16 protein-coding genes and 1 pseudogene are annotated in these 18155 nt (G+C 42.6%); 10 read left to right on the top strand and 7 right to left on the bottom strand.

Features of this window, described 5'->3' with window-relative positions; translation table 11 throughout:
• Positions 1-105 precede the first annotated feature (105 nt).
• The 6 genes from JGK36_RS01220 to JGK36_RS01245 all read left to right on the top strand — a co-directional run bounded on the left by JGK36_RS01220 (position 106) and on the right by JGK36_RS01245 (position 5024).
• Positions 106-642 carry a hypothetical protein gene (locus JGK36_RS01220; RefSeq protein WP_293196042.1) on the top strand — a complete coding sequence of 179 codons (537 nt, stop codon included), beginning with the start codon at positions 106-108 and terminating at the stop codon, positions 640-642.
• 141 nt (positions 643-783) lie between these two features.
• Positions 784-1764 (top strand): hypothetical protein, encoded by a 981-nt coding sequence (locus JGK36_RS01225; protein WP_293196044.1) that lies wholly within the window; start codon positions 784-786, stop codon positions 1762-1764.
• A gap of 125 nt (positions 1765-1889) precedes the next feature.
• A complete protein-coding gene (locus JGK36_RS01230; protein ID WP_293196046.1) occupies positions 1890-2636 on the top strand; it encodes a hypothetical protein in 747 nt (248 codons plus the stop codon).
• A 305-nt stretch (positions 2637-2941) separates the two neighbouring features.
• Entirely contained in the window at positions 2942-3523 is a 582-nt protein-coding gene (locus JGK36_RS01235; protein ID WP_293196048.1) for a hypothetical protein, read from the top strand.
• 26 nt (positions 3524-3549) lie between these two features.
• Entirely contained in the window at positions 3550-4620 is a 1071-nt protein-coding gene (locus JGK36_RS01240; protein ID WP_293196050.1) for a hypothetical protein, read from the top strand.
• Between the two features lie 77 nt (positions 4621-4697).
• Entirely contained in the window at positions 4698-5024 is a 327-nt protein-coding gene (locus JGK36_RS01245; protein WP_293196052.1) for a hypothetical protein, read from the top strand.
• 270 nt (positions 5025-5294) lie between these two features.
• On the opposite strand, the gene JGK36_RS01250 is transcribed toward JGK36_RS01245, so the two are convergent.
• From JGK36_RS01250 to ssb, 7 genes are all read right to left on the bottom strand, one after another.
• Positions 5295-5675 (bottom strand): DUF6876 family protein, encoded by a 381-nt coding sequence (locus tag JGK36_RS01250; protein WP_293196054.1) that lies wholly within the window; start codon positions 5673-5675, stop codon positions 5295-5297.
• Positions 5676-5809: 134 nt separating this feature from the next.
• Positions 5810-6082, bottom strand: a complete 273-nt coding sequence (locus JGK36_RS01255; protein ID WP_293196056.1) for a hypothetical protein — start codon at positions 6080-6082, stop codon at positions 5810-5812.
• Positions 6083-6192: 110 nt separating this feature from the next.
• Positions 6193-6609, bottom strand: a complete 417-nt coding sequence (locus JGK36_RS01260) for a hypothetical protein (RefSeq protein ID WP_293196058.1) — start codon at positions 6607-6609, stop codon at positions 6193-6195.
• 205 nt (positions 6610-6814) lie between these two features.
• Positions 6815-7312: a hypothetical protein gene (locus JGK36_RS01265; protein WP_293196060.1), complete on the bottom strand. Its 498-nt coding sequence runs from the start codon at positions 7310-7312 to the stop codon at positions 6815-6817.
• A gap of 311 nt (positions 7313-7623) precedes the next feature.
• Entirely contained in the window at positions 7624-7977 is a 354-nt protein-coding gene (locus JGK36_RS01270) for a hypothetical protein (protein ID WP_293196062.1), read from the bottom strand.
• Entirely contained in the window at positions 7974-8309 is a 336-nt protein-coding gene (locus tag JGK36_RS01275; protein WP_293196064.1) for a DUF5674 family protein, read from the bottom strand. Before JGK36_RS01275 ends, JGK36_RS01270 begins: the two co-directional genes overlap by 4 nt.
• 287 nt (positions 8310-8596) lie before the next feature.
• The gene (gene ssb, locus JGK36_RS01280) at positions 8597-8998 is read right to left on the bottom strand and encodes a single-stranded DNA-binding protein (RefSeq protein WP_293196066.1); all 402 of its coding nucleotides are present in this window, start codon (positions 8996-8998) and stop codon (positions 8597-8599) included.
• 571 nt (positions 8999-9569) lie between these two features.
• On the opposite strand from ssb, the pseudogene JGK36_RS01285 reads away from it, so the two are divergent.
• The 4 genes and pseudogenes from JGK36_RS01285 to JGK36_RS01300 all read left to right on the top strand — a co-directional run.
• A pseudogene (locus JGK36_RS01285) lies at positions 9570-12482 on the top strand (SpvB/TcaC N-terminal domain-containing protein); the annotation flags it as partial.
• A 3102-nt stretch (positions 12483-15584) separates the two neighbouring features.
• Positions 15585-17006: an RHS repeat-associated core domain-containing protein gene (locus tag JGK36_RS01290; RefSeq protein WP_293196134.1), complete on the top strand. Its 1422-nt coding sequence runs from the start codon at positions 15585-15587 to the stop codon at positions 17004-17006.
• 87 nt (positions 17007-17093) lie between these two features.
• Complete coding sequence (locus tag JGK36_RS01295) at positions 17094-17429, top strand: XisI protein (protein ID WP_293196068.1); 336 nt, start codon at positions 17094-17096, stop codon at positions 17427-17429.
• 61 nt (positions 17430-17490) lie between these two features.
• Entirely contained in the window at positions 17491-18126 is a 636-nt protein-coding gene (locus tag JGK36_RS01300; protein ID WP_293196070.1) for a Uma2 family endonuclease, read from the top strand.
• The last annotated feature ends 29 nt before the right edge of the window (positions 18127-18155 follow it).

Consider the following 18155-nt stretch of genomic DNA (forward strand, 5'->3'; position numbering starts at 1 on the left):
GAATAGTTTTCAGCCACTTCAAAGGCTAGAAAATGTCTAAATTTCACTAGCAAAAGTGTCGAGAGTACGTAAGTCCTAATTGATTTATAGGAAGGAGCAAAAACCGTGGAGAACATTGAGAAAAATCAGGAGCCGGAGCAAAAATTAACCCGTAGTTCAACTACAGCATACACTCAAATAACCGTGAAACTGAGAGGTTTAGAAGGCACATCCGACCGCGATATTTTGGAGTTATTCTCTGGCGTTGACGAAAAGGAGATAGCAGAAATTTATGTTTGGCCGGCATTGAGATTAATGTGGAAACTGCGTGCCAAGGAAGTTGCAGGTTGTCGGGATGATAGAAAATTAAAAGAGTGTGCTGAGTGGATGCGGCGAGAACTCAGAGAGGTGGACACTTTTGCTAGTTCTTATTTAGAAGAAGCACCCCTCATTTCAATTAGTGCGGGCGATTATAAACAATTAGTTTTGTCATGTTTTGAGGTTTTAAAAAGAATGTCTGGTTCCGGTAGTTCTGTTGCGACGGCAGATATTTCAGTAGGGCAACGATATGCAGAAGAGTCTTTATCAGAGAATCAGATGTCGGAAGAAGAAGCTCGGGTTATGGCGTTGAAGTCGCTCCAAAATCTGAGCGATAGCTTTTAAAACGTTCGAGTTAACAGCGATTTTAGCAATCAGTTTATTACATTCAATCAAGAAGTCGCTCCAAAATCTGAGCGATAACTTTAAAAAGGTTGAAGCTTAACAGCGATTTGAGCAACCAGTTTCTGATATTAAATCAAAATAATGGCTAGAAAAAAACAAGAATTAGGAGACGCTATGGATGCAGAGAACGGAACCATAAGTTTTGCTGCTGACGGCGAATACAACTACGGTTTAGATGGAACTCAAAATGGACAAGAAGGTGTAGCAGTCGCAGATTCCCAACAGTTGTTTTCGCTTCCAGAACAGGCACGCTGGGTACATTTTTGGGGAGGAGAATCTGGCGGGGTGGGTAAGTCAACCTGCTGTCGCTTGATGGTGCATTATTTGAGCGAGAAATTGAAAAGAGAAGATTTTTGTGCCATCGACTGCGATCGTACAAAACCGGACGTTTCTAATTGGTACGGCGGACAGTTGGGGGAGCGGTGTATTACCAGTTTGTTTTCAGAATCAGAAGAACTTTCCTCCGAAGCGGATGCAATTATTGAGAAAGCGATGGTGCAAGATACGATCGTAAATTTGCCAGCTCAGGCATTCGATTCTTTTAAAGAGTGGGCCCGCCGCAATGCTCTTGCAGATGTGGTAAAAGAGCTCGGAATAGTACCAGTGATGTGGTTTGTTTCCGACGGGACGCCTTCCTCTTTAGCGCTTTTTGCTGATTCAATGCGCGAGTTTGGTTCTTGGATGCGACACGTTTGGGTGCGCAACTACGGCCGGGAAAAAAGCGAAGTGGCTTGGCAGGCTTTGGAACAGCGGGAAGCTTTTATGAAGCTCAAACCCCAAAAAACTCCTTTGCTATACGCTTCAGTTGAAATGGAAATTGCGGGGGTTTCTAATTTCGATGGAGCAGGTGTATCTGGATTTTTCATTATGAACCTGCCGGCGATGTACGCGCCCGATCGAAAAATATTTGAGGAAGAACAGAAGCCTTTAAAAATAGTAGCAGAGACTATGAGGTCTGGAAAACCCTTATTTAGTATTAGAAGCCGAAAGTTTTTGGAAGATGTCTGCACTCAATTTGACATAGTGATGACTCATATAGGAGCCAAAAATGAAAAATTTTAGCTTTAAATTGTGCTTGTGGGAGGCTAATTTGTCAACACTTAATAAAAGAGCCAAAAATGAAAAATTTTAGCTTTAAATTGTGCTTGTGAGCTGCTAAGATTAACACCTTAATAAAGGAGCAAAAAATGGAAACCTTTAGCTTTAATTTTTGCGCTTCTACAAAGCCTTTCCTGCACTTTGTAGGAGGAGAAAGCGACGCCAGCGGCAAGTCTATTGTTGCCAAGCTTTTGGCTGAGTGGATTCCAGGCTGTGCGCTATTTGATGCGGGGAGAGGTGGCAATTTGAAGAAGCTTTTTAAATCTAAATGCGAAACTATGGAACCTCCCCGCTGCGATGATTTGGATTGGGCTTGTGAGGCGCTGGAATTAGTTCGTCAGGGGCGATCGGCGGTTATTGATTTACCGGGCCGGCGAGGAAGTGAATTTGCCTGCTGGGCTGCATCTAACAGCGTCGGTAGTGCTGCTGTTGAGAATGGGTGGGGTATTTTCCTGTGGTGGGTTTGCGACGGTACGGTTGAGTCTAAATCAGCCCTGCAAAAATCTTTGGAATTAACCGGAGGCGAATTGATACATATTTTAGTACGCAATTTGCATTTTGAGAATTATTGGTCTGGCTCTACTAGCAAGTGGGAATGGTGCGGCGAAGATTGGTTTTTAGAACGGGAAGAAGCAGGCAGTTTGAAGTCGATGGCTCTGCCTAAACTGACTGCTGGGCACATGAATTGGCTTTCCCGCACGGGTGTTACTTTTTTGAACGCACTTTCAGACAAAGATGCGATCGGTAATTTTGAATTTTATGCAAAAACGCGATCGGCTGTATTTCGATTCGTAAGAGCTAGTTTCGAGCAATTATCAAGTTGCAATGATAGTTGATAGTTGATAGTTGATAGTTGACAGTTGACAGGTGACAGGTGACAGGTGACAGGTAACAGGTAACAGGTAACAGGTAACAGGTAACAGGTAACAGGTGACAGGTGACAGGTGACAGGTGACAGGTGAACGTCTGGTTTTTAGGAAGTAATTTAAACAGTTGAAGATTGATAGATATTTGATAGTTTGGTTTTTAGGATGAAATTTTAAACAATTAATAGTTGATATGGTGGCTTTTAGGATAAAAATTAAAATATTTGATAGTTAACAGTTTACAACTTTTTAATTGTAAAGGAGAATGTAAGAAGGTGAACAAAACAGAGTTCGACATAGAAGATTTTGACAGCGAGCCAGAACTAGATTCCGGTAAGACCGCAGTTTTGGATTACGAAAAAATTCGGGAAATAGTTCAGTGGTTTGCCCCAGAAAATATACCGACTAGCGTGGAAGAGTTTAAAAAAGATGTAGTAGAAGAACTTTCTAAGAACCACGATGTTTCTCCGAATGACCCCGAATTTGACACTCTTCTGAGAATGCAGAGATTGGAACTTCTTTTGCGATTGCTTCCATCTATATTTGATGGAGTATTTTTCAATTGGCTTGAGCGGGTTAATAGCATTACGAAAGAGCAGGAAGAATGGCTGTTTGAGGTTAAATCTATAGCCGAGCATTATGCACTCCAGGCAAAGGCTTCGGCACTTGAACCGTTATCTAAACCAGATGGGACTTTTTTTGGTTCAGGAGTTACTCGAAGCGGGAAAACATTAGATTTAAAATTTCTGCTAGCAGCCGGGTTATTTTCACTGCTTACATTTGTAGGAGGTTATCAGTTAGCTTTATCTAATTGCCAGTCTCATTTAACATTGCCACAGCAGAAAACAACGAAGTAATTTAACAATAAAAAAGGATGGTTAATATGCCAACAAGAAAAGCAAAAATAGCAGAAAAAGAAGCAGCAGTAGAGCCGCCAAGAGCAGATTTATCTCAACCAGTTACTGCGGTCGCGGAGGATTCATCTAAGGCTGTGTATTTGGTAGATTTGATGTCAAAATCAAATCAAAAAGCCTTGTTTGGAGAAAAAGGCGATCGCCCAAACGATATTGCCTTAGCGGCAGTAGTAAACGACGCTAAAGGAGTACAGAAAGCCGCTACAGAGGCTGGGTACGAAGTAAAAGGTTCAGTTGATACAATAGGGCGCGTCGCAATGAAATCGCTGGGCGTCAGTGCAGAACCCGGTACAGCACCGGCTGTTTTCAAAAGTCAGCACGGTGACAGTGCTAGTAGGTTAGATTCGGCGAAATCGATGGTGAAAGAAGACCCTACACCGGCGACTACCATTGACATTCATTTAAAGGTTAAAGAATCGGCTCCTCAAGCATACGAGGCGGTGTGTCCGGCATCTTTGAAGCAGCAGCATTCCGAAGTATATTCGGTTCGGAGAATCAATAAGGAAATTCAAGAACAATCTTGGAAATCGTCATCGGAAGATGCTTATGCTCTTGGCTCGATTAAACCGATTCAAGACTTATATCAATCAGAAGCGACTGCGAGATTTACCAGGATAAAAGAAGAGGTTCAACCGAAGATTGATGGCATTTCATTGAACAGTTTTGTAGAGTGGGCTGCGGATGCTCAAAAGCTGCACCGCAGTCCAGAATATCAAGACAGGGTTCAGAATGCTGGCAGAATGAAGGTAACGGGTGATGTACTTGATACGAAGACTTTATCAGAGTCTTTGAAACAGTATGAAGCAAGCATCCAGCAAGCGGACAACGGTAAAGTTCATTTGAAAAACGAGCGGATAGAAAGTCGTCCGACACCTGCTGCTGTCCGAGAATATAAGGAGGAAATGAAAGCTGCTCATTACGAGTCGATGCCAAAACAGTGGGATGTTGTCCAGCAGTATATGGAAAAAGATCGGGAATCTGCTTCTAAGCTCCAGGCATTACCTGCTAAGAGCAAAAATTCTTCGGAATTGGGAGGTTGATTATAAGTTTGTGTTGATTTTTTTCGATTTCCATTTCGATTTTCATTTCAATTTCCAGGTTAAAATTAGGAGTTTTTATGGTATTAGATGTTGTTTCAGCAAAAAACACCTTGAGGGACATTAGGGATTTGTTGATGCCTCAAGACATTCCAGAATATGCGGTTTATTGCGTTCGTGGTGTACCGTCTTATAAATTTTGTCCTAGTCTACCAGGCGATGACGGATTTTGGGTTGTAGGGGGAGAAGAGCGGAATGATTTAATGAACCAATCAGAAATTAAGCAATTGTGGGAATTTGAAGAGGCAATGATTTTTGATGGTGAACTGGTTTACGGCGTGAAAGAAGGTCAAGTAATTGAAAACAAGTATTTATTGCTGCGGCAGAACTTTTTAGAAGTGATTTGACTTTTGTCTTGGCCACAGTCTTTAAAAAAAAAGGAAACGTGCAATGATTGCACGTTTCCTTCATTATGTAGGATTTAGAACATTTTCGGTTGAGCTAAATTAGGGCTTACGTAGTGAGAATAATTTTTTGTCATTCTGATCTAACGCAGAGCTTCGAGACTGCGAACAATCTCGAAGCCTTCTAGTGCCATTACAATGTGTAAGAGTCACAAATGTTGAGCGCACTCCCCAACTAAAATCTTTAATTTTGGTGTGGACTGTTAAATCAGTTTAGTATTCGGACGGTAATAGCAAAGTGGTGTTGCACAACCACAGCTTAATTTCGTCTAGCGGGAAGTCCGAAAACTCTATTTCTTGGCTGTAGGCGGGTGGTGTTTCTGAATCCTCCTTACAAATCAGCAAAAATTCACATTCCTGCTGTCTTGTGAGTTCCCAGATTTGGAATCCTTTGAGCATTTCATTGCCAGATTTTTTGATGTCTGGTTGGTATGATGCAATTGCGTCGATTAACCAAGTACATTCTGCTTCTCGAACGAGGAACATGACACCTTCCGTTAGTTCGATCGTCGTCTGAATTAGCCGATGGGTGTACAATGTTTCGCTACCGCAAAAGCCCGGTAGTAACTCAAGCAGTTCTTCTTTTGTTTTCATGTGTTTGAGTTGTGATTTATCAAAAACTAGGCGCGAAGCGCTGTTATGATTAGGTTGTAAAAAAAAAGAGAATTAGTTGACTATAAATTTATAATTCTCTTTGTTAACATTTATCGTCAGTTTTTCTGAGTTTTTCAGAACCCTAATGGTTCAATGTGGTAAGACTCTTGGCAAGTGCAATGGAGATTTTGAAGGCGTTCTAACTCTTCAATTTTTGCAGTTGTTAGGTGGGTTAAAGTCACCTTGAGGTGGTTGATTAAACTTGATAAAGCCTCTACACTTTCCGTACCAAACTTCAGGGTTACGCTAGTTTCGTTGAAGCCTTCAAATAGCGTTACTGTGTCAGGGCTAGAGCAGCAAGTAGTTAAGCTGCTGACATATACGACGTGGCTTGATGTGATTTTCATGGTATTTTTTAGCTTGCGAATGCGAATTTGTGCTGTTACTGGCGCGGAGCGCTGGCCAGCCTTGATTGATGAGAAAACCACTTGGCAAAATTAGTACAGTCTACTAATTTCTACCCCACCTCAACACAGACTTGGTGGGCATTTTGAAGTTCTTCTTCTGTGAGATTTTTGTATTTTTGCGCTTGACCATTCTTTGTGAACAAATAAGTTTTGTAAAACTGACCAACTTTCGCATAACCTACTGTTTTAGTGATTGTTTCTGGCTTCAACAAAAAGTCAGGGCAGTGCCAGACTTTCACTTCTACTTGACAAGTATTGATTCTTTTTGAGTGGCGGATTTGGCAATCACCCCATCCGTGGGTTATTAGCAGCTTCATGAATTTTTCGGCTGCTGCTTGCGAATCGAATCCGAAATAGGCAGTTTGTCTTGTGCCTTGAGGATTGATTATTTCGCCGGATTTTTTAGAGTGGAGGACAAATTTCCATCCTTCATTGAGCAAAGTTATTTGTGGGAAAATTTCTGCCATTTTTTTAGTTCTGAGCTGAGTTCAATTACACAGCGCAGAGCGCCAACTACATAGGGCTGGCATTTATATTCTACTGGTTGGGCTTATAGCAATATTATCGCAAATTATTTAATAACTTATCTAACAACTTATTTAATATGTATAAGTTATAAAATCGGAGAATATTGAAAAAAAATCCCCATTTGGGGATTTTTTCTAAACTCATCTAAAACGGAATGTGAGTATATTCACTCTCGTATAGTTCCATCTCAGTTTGAAAGCTACTCTCAAACGAAGTCAGTTCTGCTTCCGATTGCAGTTTAGAAGCAGGTTTTGATTTGGACTGCGGTTGAAATTCCGGTTTTGTTTTACCTTGGCTTTTTGCAGTTGGTTTTGATGCGAATTCCGGTTTGACTTGAGTTTCTGGCTGTGGTTGGGTGTTGATTTTCGTTATTTCCGCATCTTCTATATTGAAGACAGGAATATTTTCTTCAAATGTGATGTATCCTTTACAGGTACACAAAATTTTGTCAGTATTTTGAGACTCAATGAGTTCGGCAGACAGATTTTTGGCAGAGAATGGAATGCTAGCAAATTCCATGTCTTCCCGACCGCGAAACTCAAAAATTCCAGTGCCTGTAACAAGGCTATTCTCGCCTTGTTGTCTGAAGTCATACTCGTCATCTTTTATGACTATCAGAGATAGCGTGCAAGTTTGCATCATGAGAGTTTCTCCTGTATTTATGTGGTTGATTGCTAATATTCGATACCGCGATACCAAATTTACATAAAGCTGCATAGAATTGCAGGGTAACAAAAAAAATCGAACCCTGGTTTTTTTTCGGCTTGTCTATGTTCTATGCAGCTTCATGCTTGATAACGTAGTCAGTAAAGAGTTAGAATGGTCAACTATGGACTTGATTTTCAAGCCCCCACTCGAATATTTAATTTAGTGGTGGGTAGTTGACCATTCCAGTGCGATCGCTGTTACGGAGAGGATTGCCTATCACACATAAAGATTCATTGGCTGTTTATCTAATTTACAGCCAACAAACCCGACATATTCAGCACTTTTTCTGACCAAATTCTTCCTTCTTCTCCAACTCTATTTCGTTTTTCCGCATCTTCCCAAATCCCAGCCCAAGAATACTGCCAGCAAGCTAACTGAATTTGCAACTCAACTAACTCAGCAGCTATTTCTATTTCTGCATCTTGAGCCGTCCATTCAATAAACAGCTTACTTTCTTGCAGCAAACCTTCAATTATTTCGCCATTAGCTACATTTTGACAGCGAGACTTAATTCGTGCCAGATTTGACGCTAAATTTCCCAAGCGAATTGGTAGTTCGTCTTGCAAATAGCGTTCTTTTAAAGCATTCCAATCTCTCATAACCCTCCTAATAACTGTTGAACGATTCGAGCAACTTGTTGTCTAATTATCGGATCTTGAATTTCCATCGAACGATTGTTTTGGCGGGGACGGATATTGATTAAAGATTCGTATCCTACTTCTTGTGTAAGCGGATACCAATCTGCTCCCCAAATATCTACTTGCTTGCTCCCATTTTCGAGCAAGACAGCTTCGCAATCAGCGTGAAGTTCTCCACCTCCTGCCAAAATTCCCCTTTCGATATCCACTGCTAGTTTAATATAACTGCTAAGGATTTCTAACATTTCTTCAAGTTGCTCTTGAGTTGCACGCTTTTGAATCAGATTAATCATCAGTGTCTATGCTTTCGATAGTATCTTTAAATGCAGCAGGCATTTGGAGAAGCAATATGCTATCCCAATATGCGTTCGCATAGCGTGCCGGAGGCATTCGCAGTTTCATTCTTTCCTAGTCAGACTCCAGAAACAGCACACCATAATACAGCATATTCCAGGTTCATGAAGTACAGTAGCAAAATTCTCGATCGACTAACTACGTAGATTGACAAAATTGCGCGTACACAAATACATGGAATATGCTGTAAATTGGTATGATTAGTTAGTTTCAGCAAAGATAGATGTTAAAATACCTTTGCTGAAACAGGAGTTTTGCCGTTGTGGTTGTAGGCAATTTTTCCGAAAGAGTTGACTTTGGGAAGAGTTGCGCTTTGTGTTTCTCGATCGCGTTTCTCTAGAAGAGTTACGCGCTGGATTTTCACAACCAGTTTTGAATGAAATTCGCCGTTGTTTCCCGTCCAGCTTTCGACGGTTACTTGACCTTCGATACCGACGAGGCTGCCTTTTCTGGTGTAATTAGTAAGTACCTCACCTGTTTTTCCCCAAGCTTCAATGGAAAACCAGTCAGTTTCATCAGACATCTTTCTCTTGATGGCAAGAGAAGATTTTGTCACAGACGATCCAGATTGAAAGTAGGTGATTTCTGGATCTCGACCGAGGCGACCTACAAGCATAATTGTGTTCATGCAAATTCCTCTTTAATGGTTGTAAATTTTGCGCGTAGCGCTCTTATTAATCAATTTATTTTAATTAAATAACAAACGTTAATTTTTATTAATGATCTGATTTCAACACAAAATTAGTCTTAATCATGGTATAATTTCATAAGAAAACGTGGTACAGCTTAAACTTGCTAATTCTCAATATCCAGAACTTCTTGATTTCCACAGCAGTTCTGAAAGTAAGTGAATAAATTTACATTTCTTTATATTTTATCCAACTTTTCACATCTCCCGACTTGACTCAGTAACGATTTGTTTCATTTTTAAATTTCCGACGAAATAAGCATTAGAAACTAAAGAAGAGTCTCGATTTGAGCATTTCGTATGGCTTTTCTTCATAACTAAATAGTTCTAGTCCGGGTAGCCGAAACTATACACCGTTTGTCCCCAGCGAGTGTCCTTTATGAACGAACAATCCTCCACTGCACATCAGCCGTCGTCTTCCTTTGGACAAAGCGATCAAGGCACAGACAAGAGTTATTACACTCCACCGTCTGCTGTGTCATTGCCCAAAGGGGGTGGTGCAATTAAAGGGATGGGTGAGAAATTTGCCGCTAACCCGGTGACTGGCACGGGTTCCATGAGTGTACCTATTGCTACCAGTCCCAGTCGATCGGGATTTGGGCCGCAGTTGTCTCTATCCTACGATTCTGGTGCGGGTAATGGCATATTTGGTTTGGGTTGGAATCTATCACTGCCCTCAATTACGCGCAAGACAGATAAAGGCTTACCGCGCTACTGGGATGCAGAAGAGTCCGATATCTTCATTCTTTCTGGTGCAGAAGATTTGGTACCCGTACTCAAAGATGGCGCGGTAGATGAAACGCTGCGGGATGGCTACCGAATTCGCCAATATCGACCTCGAATAGAAGGCTTGTTTGCTCGAATCGAACGTTGGACAAAATTAGATTCGGGAGAAGTTCATTGGTGATCGCTCTCCAAAGACAATATTACCACACTTTATGGCAAAACCGCCGAAAGTCGGATTGCCGACCCCAGCGATTCAAACCGTATTTTTAGTTGGTCAATCTGCGAAAGTTATGACGATAAAGGCAATACCATTCGCTATGAATATAAATCGGAAGATTCAGCCGGAATAATTATAGCACAGGTACACGAACGGAATCGGACTCCAGAAAGTCGATCGATCAATTGCCACCTGAAACGCATCAAATATGGGAATCAAACTCCTCGACAACCCAATGAAGATTTGAGTCAGCGATTGGATTGGATGTTTGAGGTGGTATTTGACTATGGAGAACACAATTTAATTAATCCAAAACCGAACGATTCAAAAGTTTGGGCTGTTCGTAACGATCCATTTTCGTCTTATCGTTCTGGATTTGAAGTTCGGACTTATCGATTATGTCAGCGGGTGTTGATGTTCCATCACTTCCCAGATGAGGTTAATGTAGGGCAGGATTGTTTAGTGCGATCGACAGATTTCACCTATTCCTATTCTTCAGAACAAAATCTCACTAATGTTAGCCATCCTATTTACTCATTATTACTCTCAGTAAAACAGACAGGATACAAACGAAATCAGTCAGGTGGGTATATTCAGAAATCCTTGCCTCCTTTAGAATTTACTTATAGCGAAGCCCATATTAATGAAACGGTACGGGAAGTCGATCGCGAAAGTCTCGAAAATTTGCCTCAAGGACTCGATGGAACGCGATATCAGTGGGTGGATCTGGATGGGGAAGGCTTATCGGGAATTTTGACAGAACAGGGGAATGGATGGTTTTACAAGCGCAATCTCAGCCCGGTTAATACGGTCGAAATCGATGGTGATAAGCAGATTAAAGCAAAATTTTCCCCAGTTGAGTTAGTTGCTACTAAACCTGCAACAGGTTTAAATAATGGCGCTCAATTTCTCGACTTAGCAGGCGACGGGCAACTCGATTTGGTAACTTTACGCAGTCTAACGCCCGGTTTTTACGAACGAAATCATAACGAAGATTGGGAATCGTTTGTTGTTTTCAAGTCTTTACCTAACATAGATTGGGATAACCAGAATTTGAAATTTATTGACCTGAATGGTGACGGACATAGCGACATTCTGATTACAGAAGATAATTGTTTTGTTTGGCATCCATCGCTGGCAGAAGATGGGTTTGATGTGGCGGAACGGGTGTACCAATCCTGGGATGAGGAAAAGGGGCCGCGCGTTGTATTTGCCGACAGTACACAGTCGATTTACCTGGCAGATATGTCGGGGGATGGGTTGACGGATATCGTGCGAATTCGGAATGGTGAAGTCTGTTATTGGGCAAATTTGGGATACGGGCGATTTAGCACTAAGGTAACGATGGATAATTCGCCTTGGTTTGATGCGCCGGATATCTTTAATCAGCGACGGATTTTATTAGCAGATATTGACGGTTCTGGAACCACGGATATTCTTTATTTGAGTGGGGAAGGGGTACAGGTTTATTTCAATCAGTCGGGCAATAGTTGGTCTGCAAAGCGGGTTTTGAGCAGTTTTCCGGCGATCGATCATACTGTTTCAGTCACGACAGTTGACTTATTGGGAAATGGAACGGCTTGTTTGGTGTGGTCTTCGCCATTGCCTGGAAATGCTCGTTGTGCGATGCGTTATATCGATTTAATGGGTGGACAAAAGCCACATTTATTAATTAAAACAGTCAATAATCTGGGTGCAGAAACTGTTGTGCAGTATGCGCCTTCTACCAAGTTTTATTTGCAAGATAAATTGGCGGGTAAACCTTGGATTACCAAGCTGCCATTCCCAGTTCATGTAGTAGAACGGGTGGAAACTTACGATCGCATTAGCCGCAACCGTTTTGTCACCCGCTATGCCTACCATCACGGCTATTTCGATGGGGTTGAACGGGAATTTCGCGGTTTTGGCATGGTGGAACAATGGGATACAGAAGAGATTGGCACGATTCAGTCTGGAGAAATAACATCAGAGACCAAATCAGATACTAATCTGGATGCAGCTTCTTTTGTTCCCCCGGTGTTGACTAAAACTTGGTTTCATACGGGAGTCTATTTCGATCGTGATAGGATTTCCCAACAGTTTGAGCATGAATATTATCGAGAACCAAATGAGTCAAACCCGGAATTTGTAGCATCACTTTTACCAGATACAATTTTGCCCGATCACTTGACGGCGGAGGAAGAACGAGAGGCAGCGCGATCGCTAAAAGGGCGCATTCTCCGGCAAGAAATCTACGCGCTAGATGGTTCGGATCAGGAAGAACATCCTTACAGCATTTCAGAACGCAATTATGAAATTCGACTGGTGCAATCGCTGGGAATAAACCATCATGCAGTGTTCTTTACGCACGATCGCGAAACCATCGATTATCACTACGAACGCAATCCTAAAGATCCTCGGATTACCCATGCGATGACGTTGGAAGTGGATGATTTTGGCAATGGGTTGAAGTCAGTTGCGATCGCTTATCCCCGTCGTTCTCCTGCTTATCCAGAACAAGCAAAAACTCTAATTACCTACACCGAAAATCAAGTAACAAACAAGCCAAATGACAATCTAGGTGAGCCAGATTGGTATCGCATTGGTGTGCCAATTGAGACACGTACTTACGCAATTACTGGTTTAACTTCGACAATTCCATTTGCACTGGACTCGATTCGTAGTCAGTTGTTAAGTGCGATCGCAATAGCTTACGAAACTATCGCTACAACTGGTGTTCAAAAACGTTTAATCGAGCGTGTCAGAACGCTTTACCGCAAAAACAGCGATGCCAATACAACCGATCCAATTCCGTTACCACTGGGACAAATTGACTCTCTGGCATTGCCTTGTGAAAGCTTTAAATTGGCATTTACTCCGGGATTGCTGGCTCAGGTTTACAGCAGTAAGATCGCCTCTAGTGAGTTAAATACGCTACTAAGTAACGAAGCAAAATACGTACAGCAAGATAATGATTGGTGGATTCCATCCGGTCGTCAGGCATTTGACTCGTTTCAGTTCTATTTACCTGTTAAAATCAAAGACCCGTTTGGTAATGTTTATACCAGTACCTACGACAAATATCACTTATCTGTTATTCAGGCGATCGATCCGCTCAATAATACGATCGCAATTCGGAACAATTACCGCACTCTACAACCGGAACAAATTACCGATCCAAATGGTAATCGATCGCAGGCGGAGTTTGATGCTTTTGGCATGGTGGTTGCTACAGCCATCATGGGTAAGGAAAGCGAGAACAAAGGAGACTCGTTTGCGAACTTTAAAGCTGACCTCACCGATGATGAAATTAAGGCTTTCTTTGATACTAATGACCCGCCTTCATTGGCAGCACAACATCTGGGAACGGCAACGACGCGGATTATTTATGACTTGAATCGTACTCCTGTTTGTGCAGCATCTATTGTTCGCGAAACTCATATTAATGACTTAAATGCAGGACAACAATCTAAAGTTCAATTGAGTTTCGTTTATTCCGATGGTTTTGGACGCGAGGCGCAGACGAAGGTGCAAGCAGAACCCGGCCCCCTCGATTTAAGTGTGCCGAATTCACCCATCCTAAATCCGCGTTGGGTGGGTACTGGAGCGACAATCTACAACAACAAGGGTAAACCAGTCAAGCAATTTGAGCCGTTTTTCAGTCCTACGCACAAATTCGGCATTGAAAAACATGGGGTTAGCAGTACGCTGTTTTATGACCCGGTTGAGCGCGTTGTCGCTACGCTGCATCCGAATCATACCTGGGAAAAAGTCGTTTTCGACCCGTGGCAGCAAAAAACTTACGATGTTAACGATACGGTGACTTTTGACCCTAAAACAGATCCGGATGTGAGTGCGTTTTTTACGAAATTGCCCGATGCGGATTATTTGCCCACTTGGTATCAACAGCGCATCGGCGGGGCATTAGGCATTGAGGAGAAAGGCGCAGCCCAAAAAGCATCAAAACACGCGGATACTCCATCTATTGCGTATTTAGACACGCTAGGACGCACATTTTTGACCGTTGCTGATAATGGAAAAGATGCTAATGGCAATGACCAGAAATATCGCACTCATGTTGAGTTGGATATCGAACGGAATCAGCGTGCGGTAACGGATGCTCTAGAACGCATTGTGATGAAATATGATTATGACTTGTTGGGCGATCGTATTCACCAGTCTAGTATGGAAGCGGGCGATCGCTGGATACTCAACAATGTGGCAGGCAAGCCCATTCGGATGTGGGATAGTCGTAGCCACATTTTGCGGACTAATTATGATGCGTTATTGCGTCCAACTCAATTGTTTGTCAAGGCTGGTACTGAGTCGGAAATACTGGCTGAAAAGACGGTTTATGGTGAAGGGAAAGGCGATGCCAAAAACCATCGGGGCAGGATTTATCAACATTTTGATAGTGCTGGTGTAGCCACAAATGTGGAATTCGACTTTAAGGGAAATTTGACAAGCAGCACGCGCCAACTCGTAAAGGATTACACAAAAATTCCTAATTGGTCTGACAATCCTGTTTTAGAAACTGAAATCTTTAGCAGCACTACCCGTTATGATGCGTTAAATCGACCGATTCAGTTAGTTGCACCCCATAGTAGCAAGCAGAATACGAAATTCAATATCATCAGTCCTGGTTACAATGAGGCGAATTTATTGGAACGGATGGATGTTTGGTTGGGAGAAACGGCTGAACCAATAGCATTACTGGTTCCGCAGTCAGCGAATTTTCATGCTGTGACTAATATCGACTATAACGCGAAGGGACAGCGCACTCTAATTGAATACGGGAATGGAGCAAAAACTGAGTATACCTACGATGAAACAACTTTCCGTCTAACTCATCTTAAAACTACGCGAGGTGGTGCGGTATTCCAAGATTTGTTTTATACATACGACCCTGTTGGCAATATTACTCGCATTTGGGATGATGCCCAGCAACCTATCTTTTTTAAGGGACAGGTTGTCTTGCCACAATGCGATTATATTTACGATGCAATCTACCGACTGATTGAGGCAACGGGACGGGAGCATATCGGACAGATTGGGCAGCCAGAAACCACCTGGAATGACGAGTTTAGCGTGAATCGGCCGCATCCTAATGAGGGACAGGCGATGCGGAATTATACCGAACAATATCTCTATGATGCTGTTGGTAATTTTGAGAAGTTAATCCATCAGGCGGCGAATGGGAATTGGACTCGTGCTTATGCTTATAACGAAGCGAGTTTAATTGAACCTGCCAAGAAGAGTAATCGTTTGAGTATCACGAATGTGGGGGTAAAGCCCGAAACTTACACCTACGATGCTCACGGCAACATGACGAGTATGCCGCACTTGACGCTGATGCAGTGGAATTACAAGGATGAGTTGCGTGCGACGGCGCGGCAGGCGGTGAATGCTACGCCACCACCCAACATGGTGCCGGAGACGACGTTCTATGTCTACGATGCCAGTGGTGAGCGGGTTCGCAAAGTCACTGAGCGGCAAAATGGGACGCGCAAGCAGGAGCGGATTTATCTGGGTGGGTTTGAGCTTTACCGGGAATTTAAGAGCAATGGGAATGACATTAAGCTAGAGCGTGAGACGTTGCATGGGATGGATGATAAGCAGCGGATTGCATTGGTGGAGACGAAGACTGTGACTAATCCCGATGATGAGTCGCCGACGCAATTGATTCGGTTTCAGTTTGGGAATCATTTGGGTTCGGCTAGTTTGGAGTTGGATGATAAGGGTAGTGTGATTTCCTATGAGGAGTATTATCCCTATGGGAGTAGTGCTTATCAGGCGGTGGATAAGGGGGTTAAGGCGGCGGCGAAGCGGTATCGGTATACGGGGATGGAGCGGGATGAGGAGACGGGGTTGGCTTATCATGGAGCACGATATTACATAACATGGATAGGTCGGTGGTCAAGTTGCGACCCTGTGGGAATCATTGATGGAATTAATATCTATAAATATTCACAAAATAATCCTATTAACTTAACTGACTTATTTGGCACGGAGTCTACGAAACCTCAAATTACTCCTGTAGAGGGGAAAGAGGGTGTCTACTCAGATCAAGATTTTAATACCTATCGAGTTGGAAATAGCTATAAACAATTTACCCCAGTAGACGAAAATAAAAGTGAAGTAACTGTATTTGGAGATGATCGGATTACAGCTCCTAAGTCTACAACGCCAGCATCCAAAGTATCTTCTGCAAAAACACCGACACCTCCAACACCAAAGTCTGAAACCAAACCTCCTGAGCCTCCAAGCGAGTTAACACAATCCCCATCCACTGGGGAAAAAGTTGGGGCGGTAGCAGAAGGAGTTGCAAAAGGCTTAGCGACTGGAATCGCTGTTGAGGTTGGAATAGGAATCGCTGCTGGTCTAACCGGAATTGCTGCGGGGACTATTGGGTTGGCTCTAGGTGCAGTCTTTTTACCTATAGCTATTTATGCGGTTGCTACGCACTGGGATGAGATCACTGCATCTGCTAGCCGTCTCTATGAAGGCAACGGTACTTTAAAGGATTATGAAGCAGCGGGAGAGGTGGCTGGGGGGCTTTTATCTATAGGTGCTGCTGGACCTGCAAGTGAGTTTGGAGTAGAGATAGGACAGGCAACACGGGTGGCTGGAAAACAAGGACTAAAAAGCCTTGCGACGATGCTAGAACCTGAACTTGCTATGGCTAGTGGGGCAGGGGGCGGATTTGCAAATGATGCGAGGCTAATGACTAGCGGTGGCTCGCATGAAATTCCAAAATTAAATAGTAGTCTTGGGAAACTCAAGGGGGCAATACCAAAAGATCCCAGAGCCAGAGCACAATTGGTAAATAATCTTTCGAGAGAGGAACTAGAGCAACTAGCCTACGATTTGGAAAGCAGTATTCCGAATCGTCAGACTGAGCAAATAAATTTAGGAGAAGATAACATTGGTGCCGAAGGGCAACAAGTAGGTGCTCAACATCGTGACCGTATAGACTTGGAATTAGACTTATTGCGATTAATCAGGAAGAAACTGTCTGGAACTTAATACTTTTATTAAACTTTAGAGTGCTGTGCAGATATACCAACCAATCAAACTTATTGTTTACGAACCCATTACCGAGGAGGTCATCCAATGGATAAATTAGAGCGTTATCGGTCTTGCATCCAAACCCTGTTGGAAAAGCACAGTCAATTTAAATCCCGCAACGAAGATGTAGAAAACGAGCTATTTTTCGATCCTGTACGCGATCGCTATCAACTCATGCGAGTGGGTTGGAAAGGACTAGAGCGAATTTATTACACCGTTCTGCATTTCGATATCAAAGATGAAAAAATCTGGCTTCAGCACAATGCAACTGACATCGATATCGGTCAAGAATTGCTGGAAATGGGCGTTGCTAAAGAAGAAATTATACTTGGGTTGCATCCACCTTACAAGCGTCCATATACAGGGTATGGAGTTGCTTGAAAAATGCGCCATCGCCTAATTTCCTATTTCCAAAATACCAATATCGAAGGAGAAATTTCAAATGATTGCTCAACTACAACCTCAATTCATGACTCCCCAGGAGTATTTGGAATGGGAAGAACAACAACCCATTAAGTATGAATATATCAATGGGGAAGTCTTTGCTATGACTGGGGGAATTCTGCCCCATAACTCAATTGCCGTAAACTTTACATCTGCACTCAAAAATCACCTGCGGGGTAAAGGTTGTAAAGTCTTTATGGCAGATGCAAAAGTGGGAGTTTGGCAAAACGGGCCTTTTCACTATCCAGATGTGATGGTGAGTTGCGATCCACTCGACCAAAGAGCGCGTAAAGTTATTTATCATCCCTGTTTAATTGTCGAAGTGCTATCTCCTGGTACAGAAGCATTCGATCGCGGTCAAAAATTTAGAAATTACCGTCAAATTGAAACTTTAAAAGAATACATTCTGATTGAAGCCGATCGCCTGAATGTAGAGTGCTATCGAATCAATGAAAAAGGCAAATGGGAACTCACTGCTTATTCCCTTGAAGCAACAACCGCTAACGAGACAGAACTAGAAGTTGAGTTAACTAGCGTTGATTTTCGCTGTCCGATTTCTCTGCTGTATGAAGATGTTGTTTTTCCAGAAGATAATCCAGAAGATGATGCCGATCGCCCTTTAACCTCAAATTAATCCAATATTAAAATTTCCCAAGGAGTCTC

This window comes from Microcoleus sp. PH2017_35_SFW_U_B (assembly GCF_020737865.1).
Classification (GTDB): domain Bacteria; phylum Cyanobacteriota; class Cyanobacteriia; order Cyanobacteriales; family Microcoleaceae; genus Microcoleus.

Bases quoted from the DNA above. Each gene is read 5' to 3' on its own strand.
- JGK36_RS01225 (WP_293196044.1), top strand. From the start codon at position 784: ATGGCTAGAAAAAAACAAGAATTAGGAGACGCTATGGATGCAGAGAAC.
- JGK36_RS01230 (WP_293196046.1), top strand. From the start codon at position 1,890: ATGGAAACCTTTAGCTTTAATTTTTGCGCTTCTACAAAGCCTTTCCTG.
- JGK36_RS01240 (WP_293196050.1), top strand. From the start codon at position 3,550: ATGCCAACAAGAAAAGCAAAAATAGCAGAAAAAGAAGCAGCAGTAGAG.
- JGK36_RS01245 (WP_293196052.1), top strand. From the start codon at position 4,698: ATGGTATTAGATGTTGTTTCAGCAAAAAACACCTTGAGGGACATTAGG.
- JGK36_RS01250 (WP_293196054.1), bottom strand. From the start codon at position 5,675: ATGAAAACAAAAGAAGAACTGCTTGAGTTACTACCGGGCTTTTGCGGT.
- JGK36_RS01255 (WP_293196056.1), bottom strand. From the start codon at position 6,082: ATGAAAATCACATCAAGCCACGTCGTATATGTCAGCAGCTTAACTACT.
- JGK36_RS01260 (WP_293196058.1), bottom strand. From the start codon at position 6,609: ATGGCAGAAATTTTCCCACAAATAACTTTGCTCAATGAAGGATGGAAA.
- JGK36_RS01265 (WP_293196060.1), bottom strand. From the start codon at position 7,312: ATGATGCAAACTTGCACGCTATCTCTGATAGTCATAAAAGATGACGAG.
- JGK36_RS01270 (WP_293196062.1), bottom strand. From the start codon at position 7,977: ATGAGAGATTGGAATGCTTTAAAAGAACGCTATTTGCAAGACGAACTA.
- JGK36_RS01275 (WP_293196064.1), bottom strand. From the start codon at position 8,309: ATGATTAATCTGATTCAAAAGCGTGCAACTCAAGAGCAACTTGAAGAA.
- ssb (WP_293196066.1), bottom strand. From the start codon at position 8,998: ATGAACACAATTATGCTTGTAGGTCGCCTCGGTCGAGATCCAGAAATC.
- JGK36_RS01290 (WP_293196134.1), top strand. From the start codon at position 15,585: ATGGATGATAAGCAGCGGATTGCATTGGTGGAGACGAAGACTGTGACT.
- JGK36_RS01295 (WP_293196068.1), top strand. From the start codon at position 17,094: ATGGATAAATTAGAGCGTTATCGGTCTTGCATCCAAACCCTGTTGGAA.
- JGK36_RS01300 (WP_293196070.1), top strand. From the start codon at position 17,491: ATGATTGCTCAACTACAACCTCAATTCATGACTCCCCAGGAGTATTTG.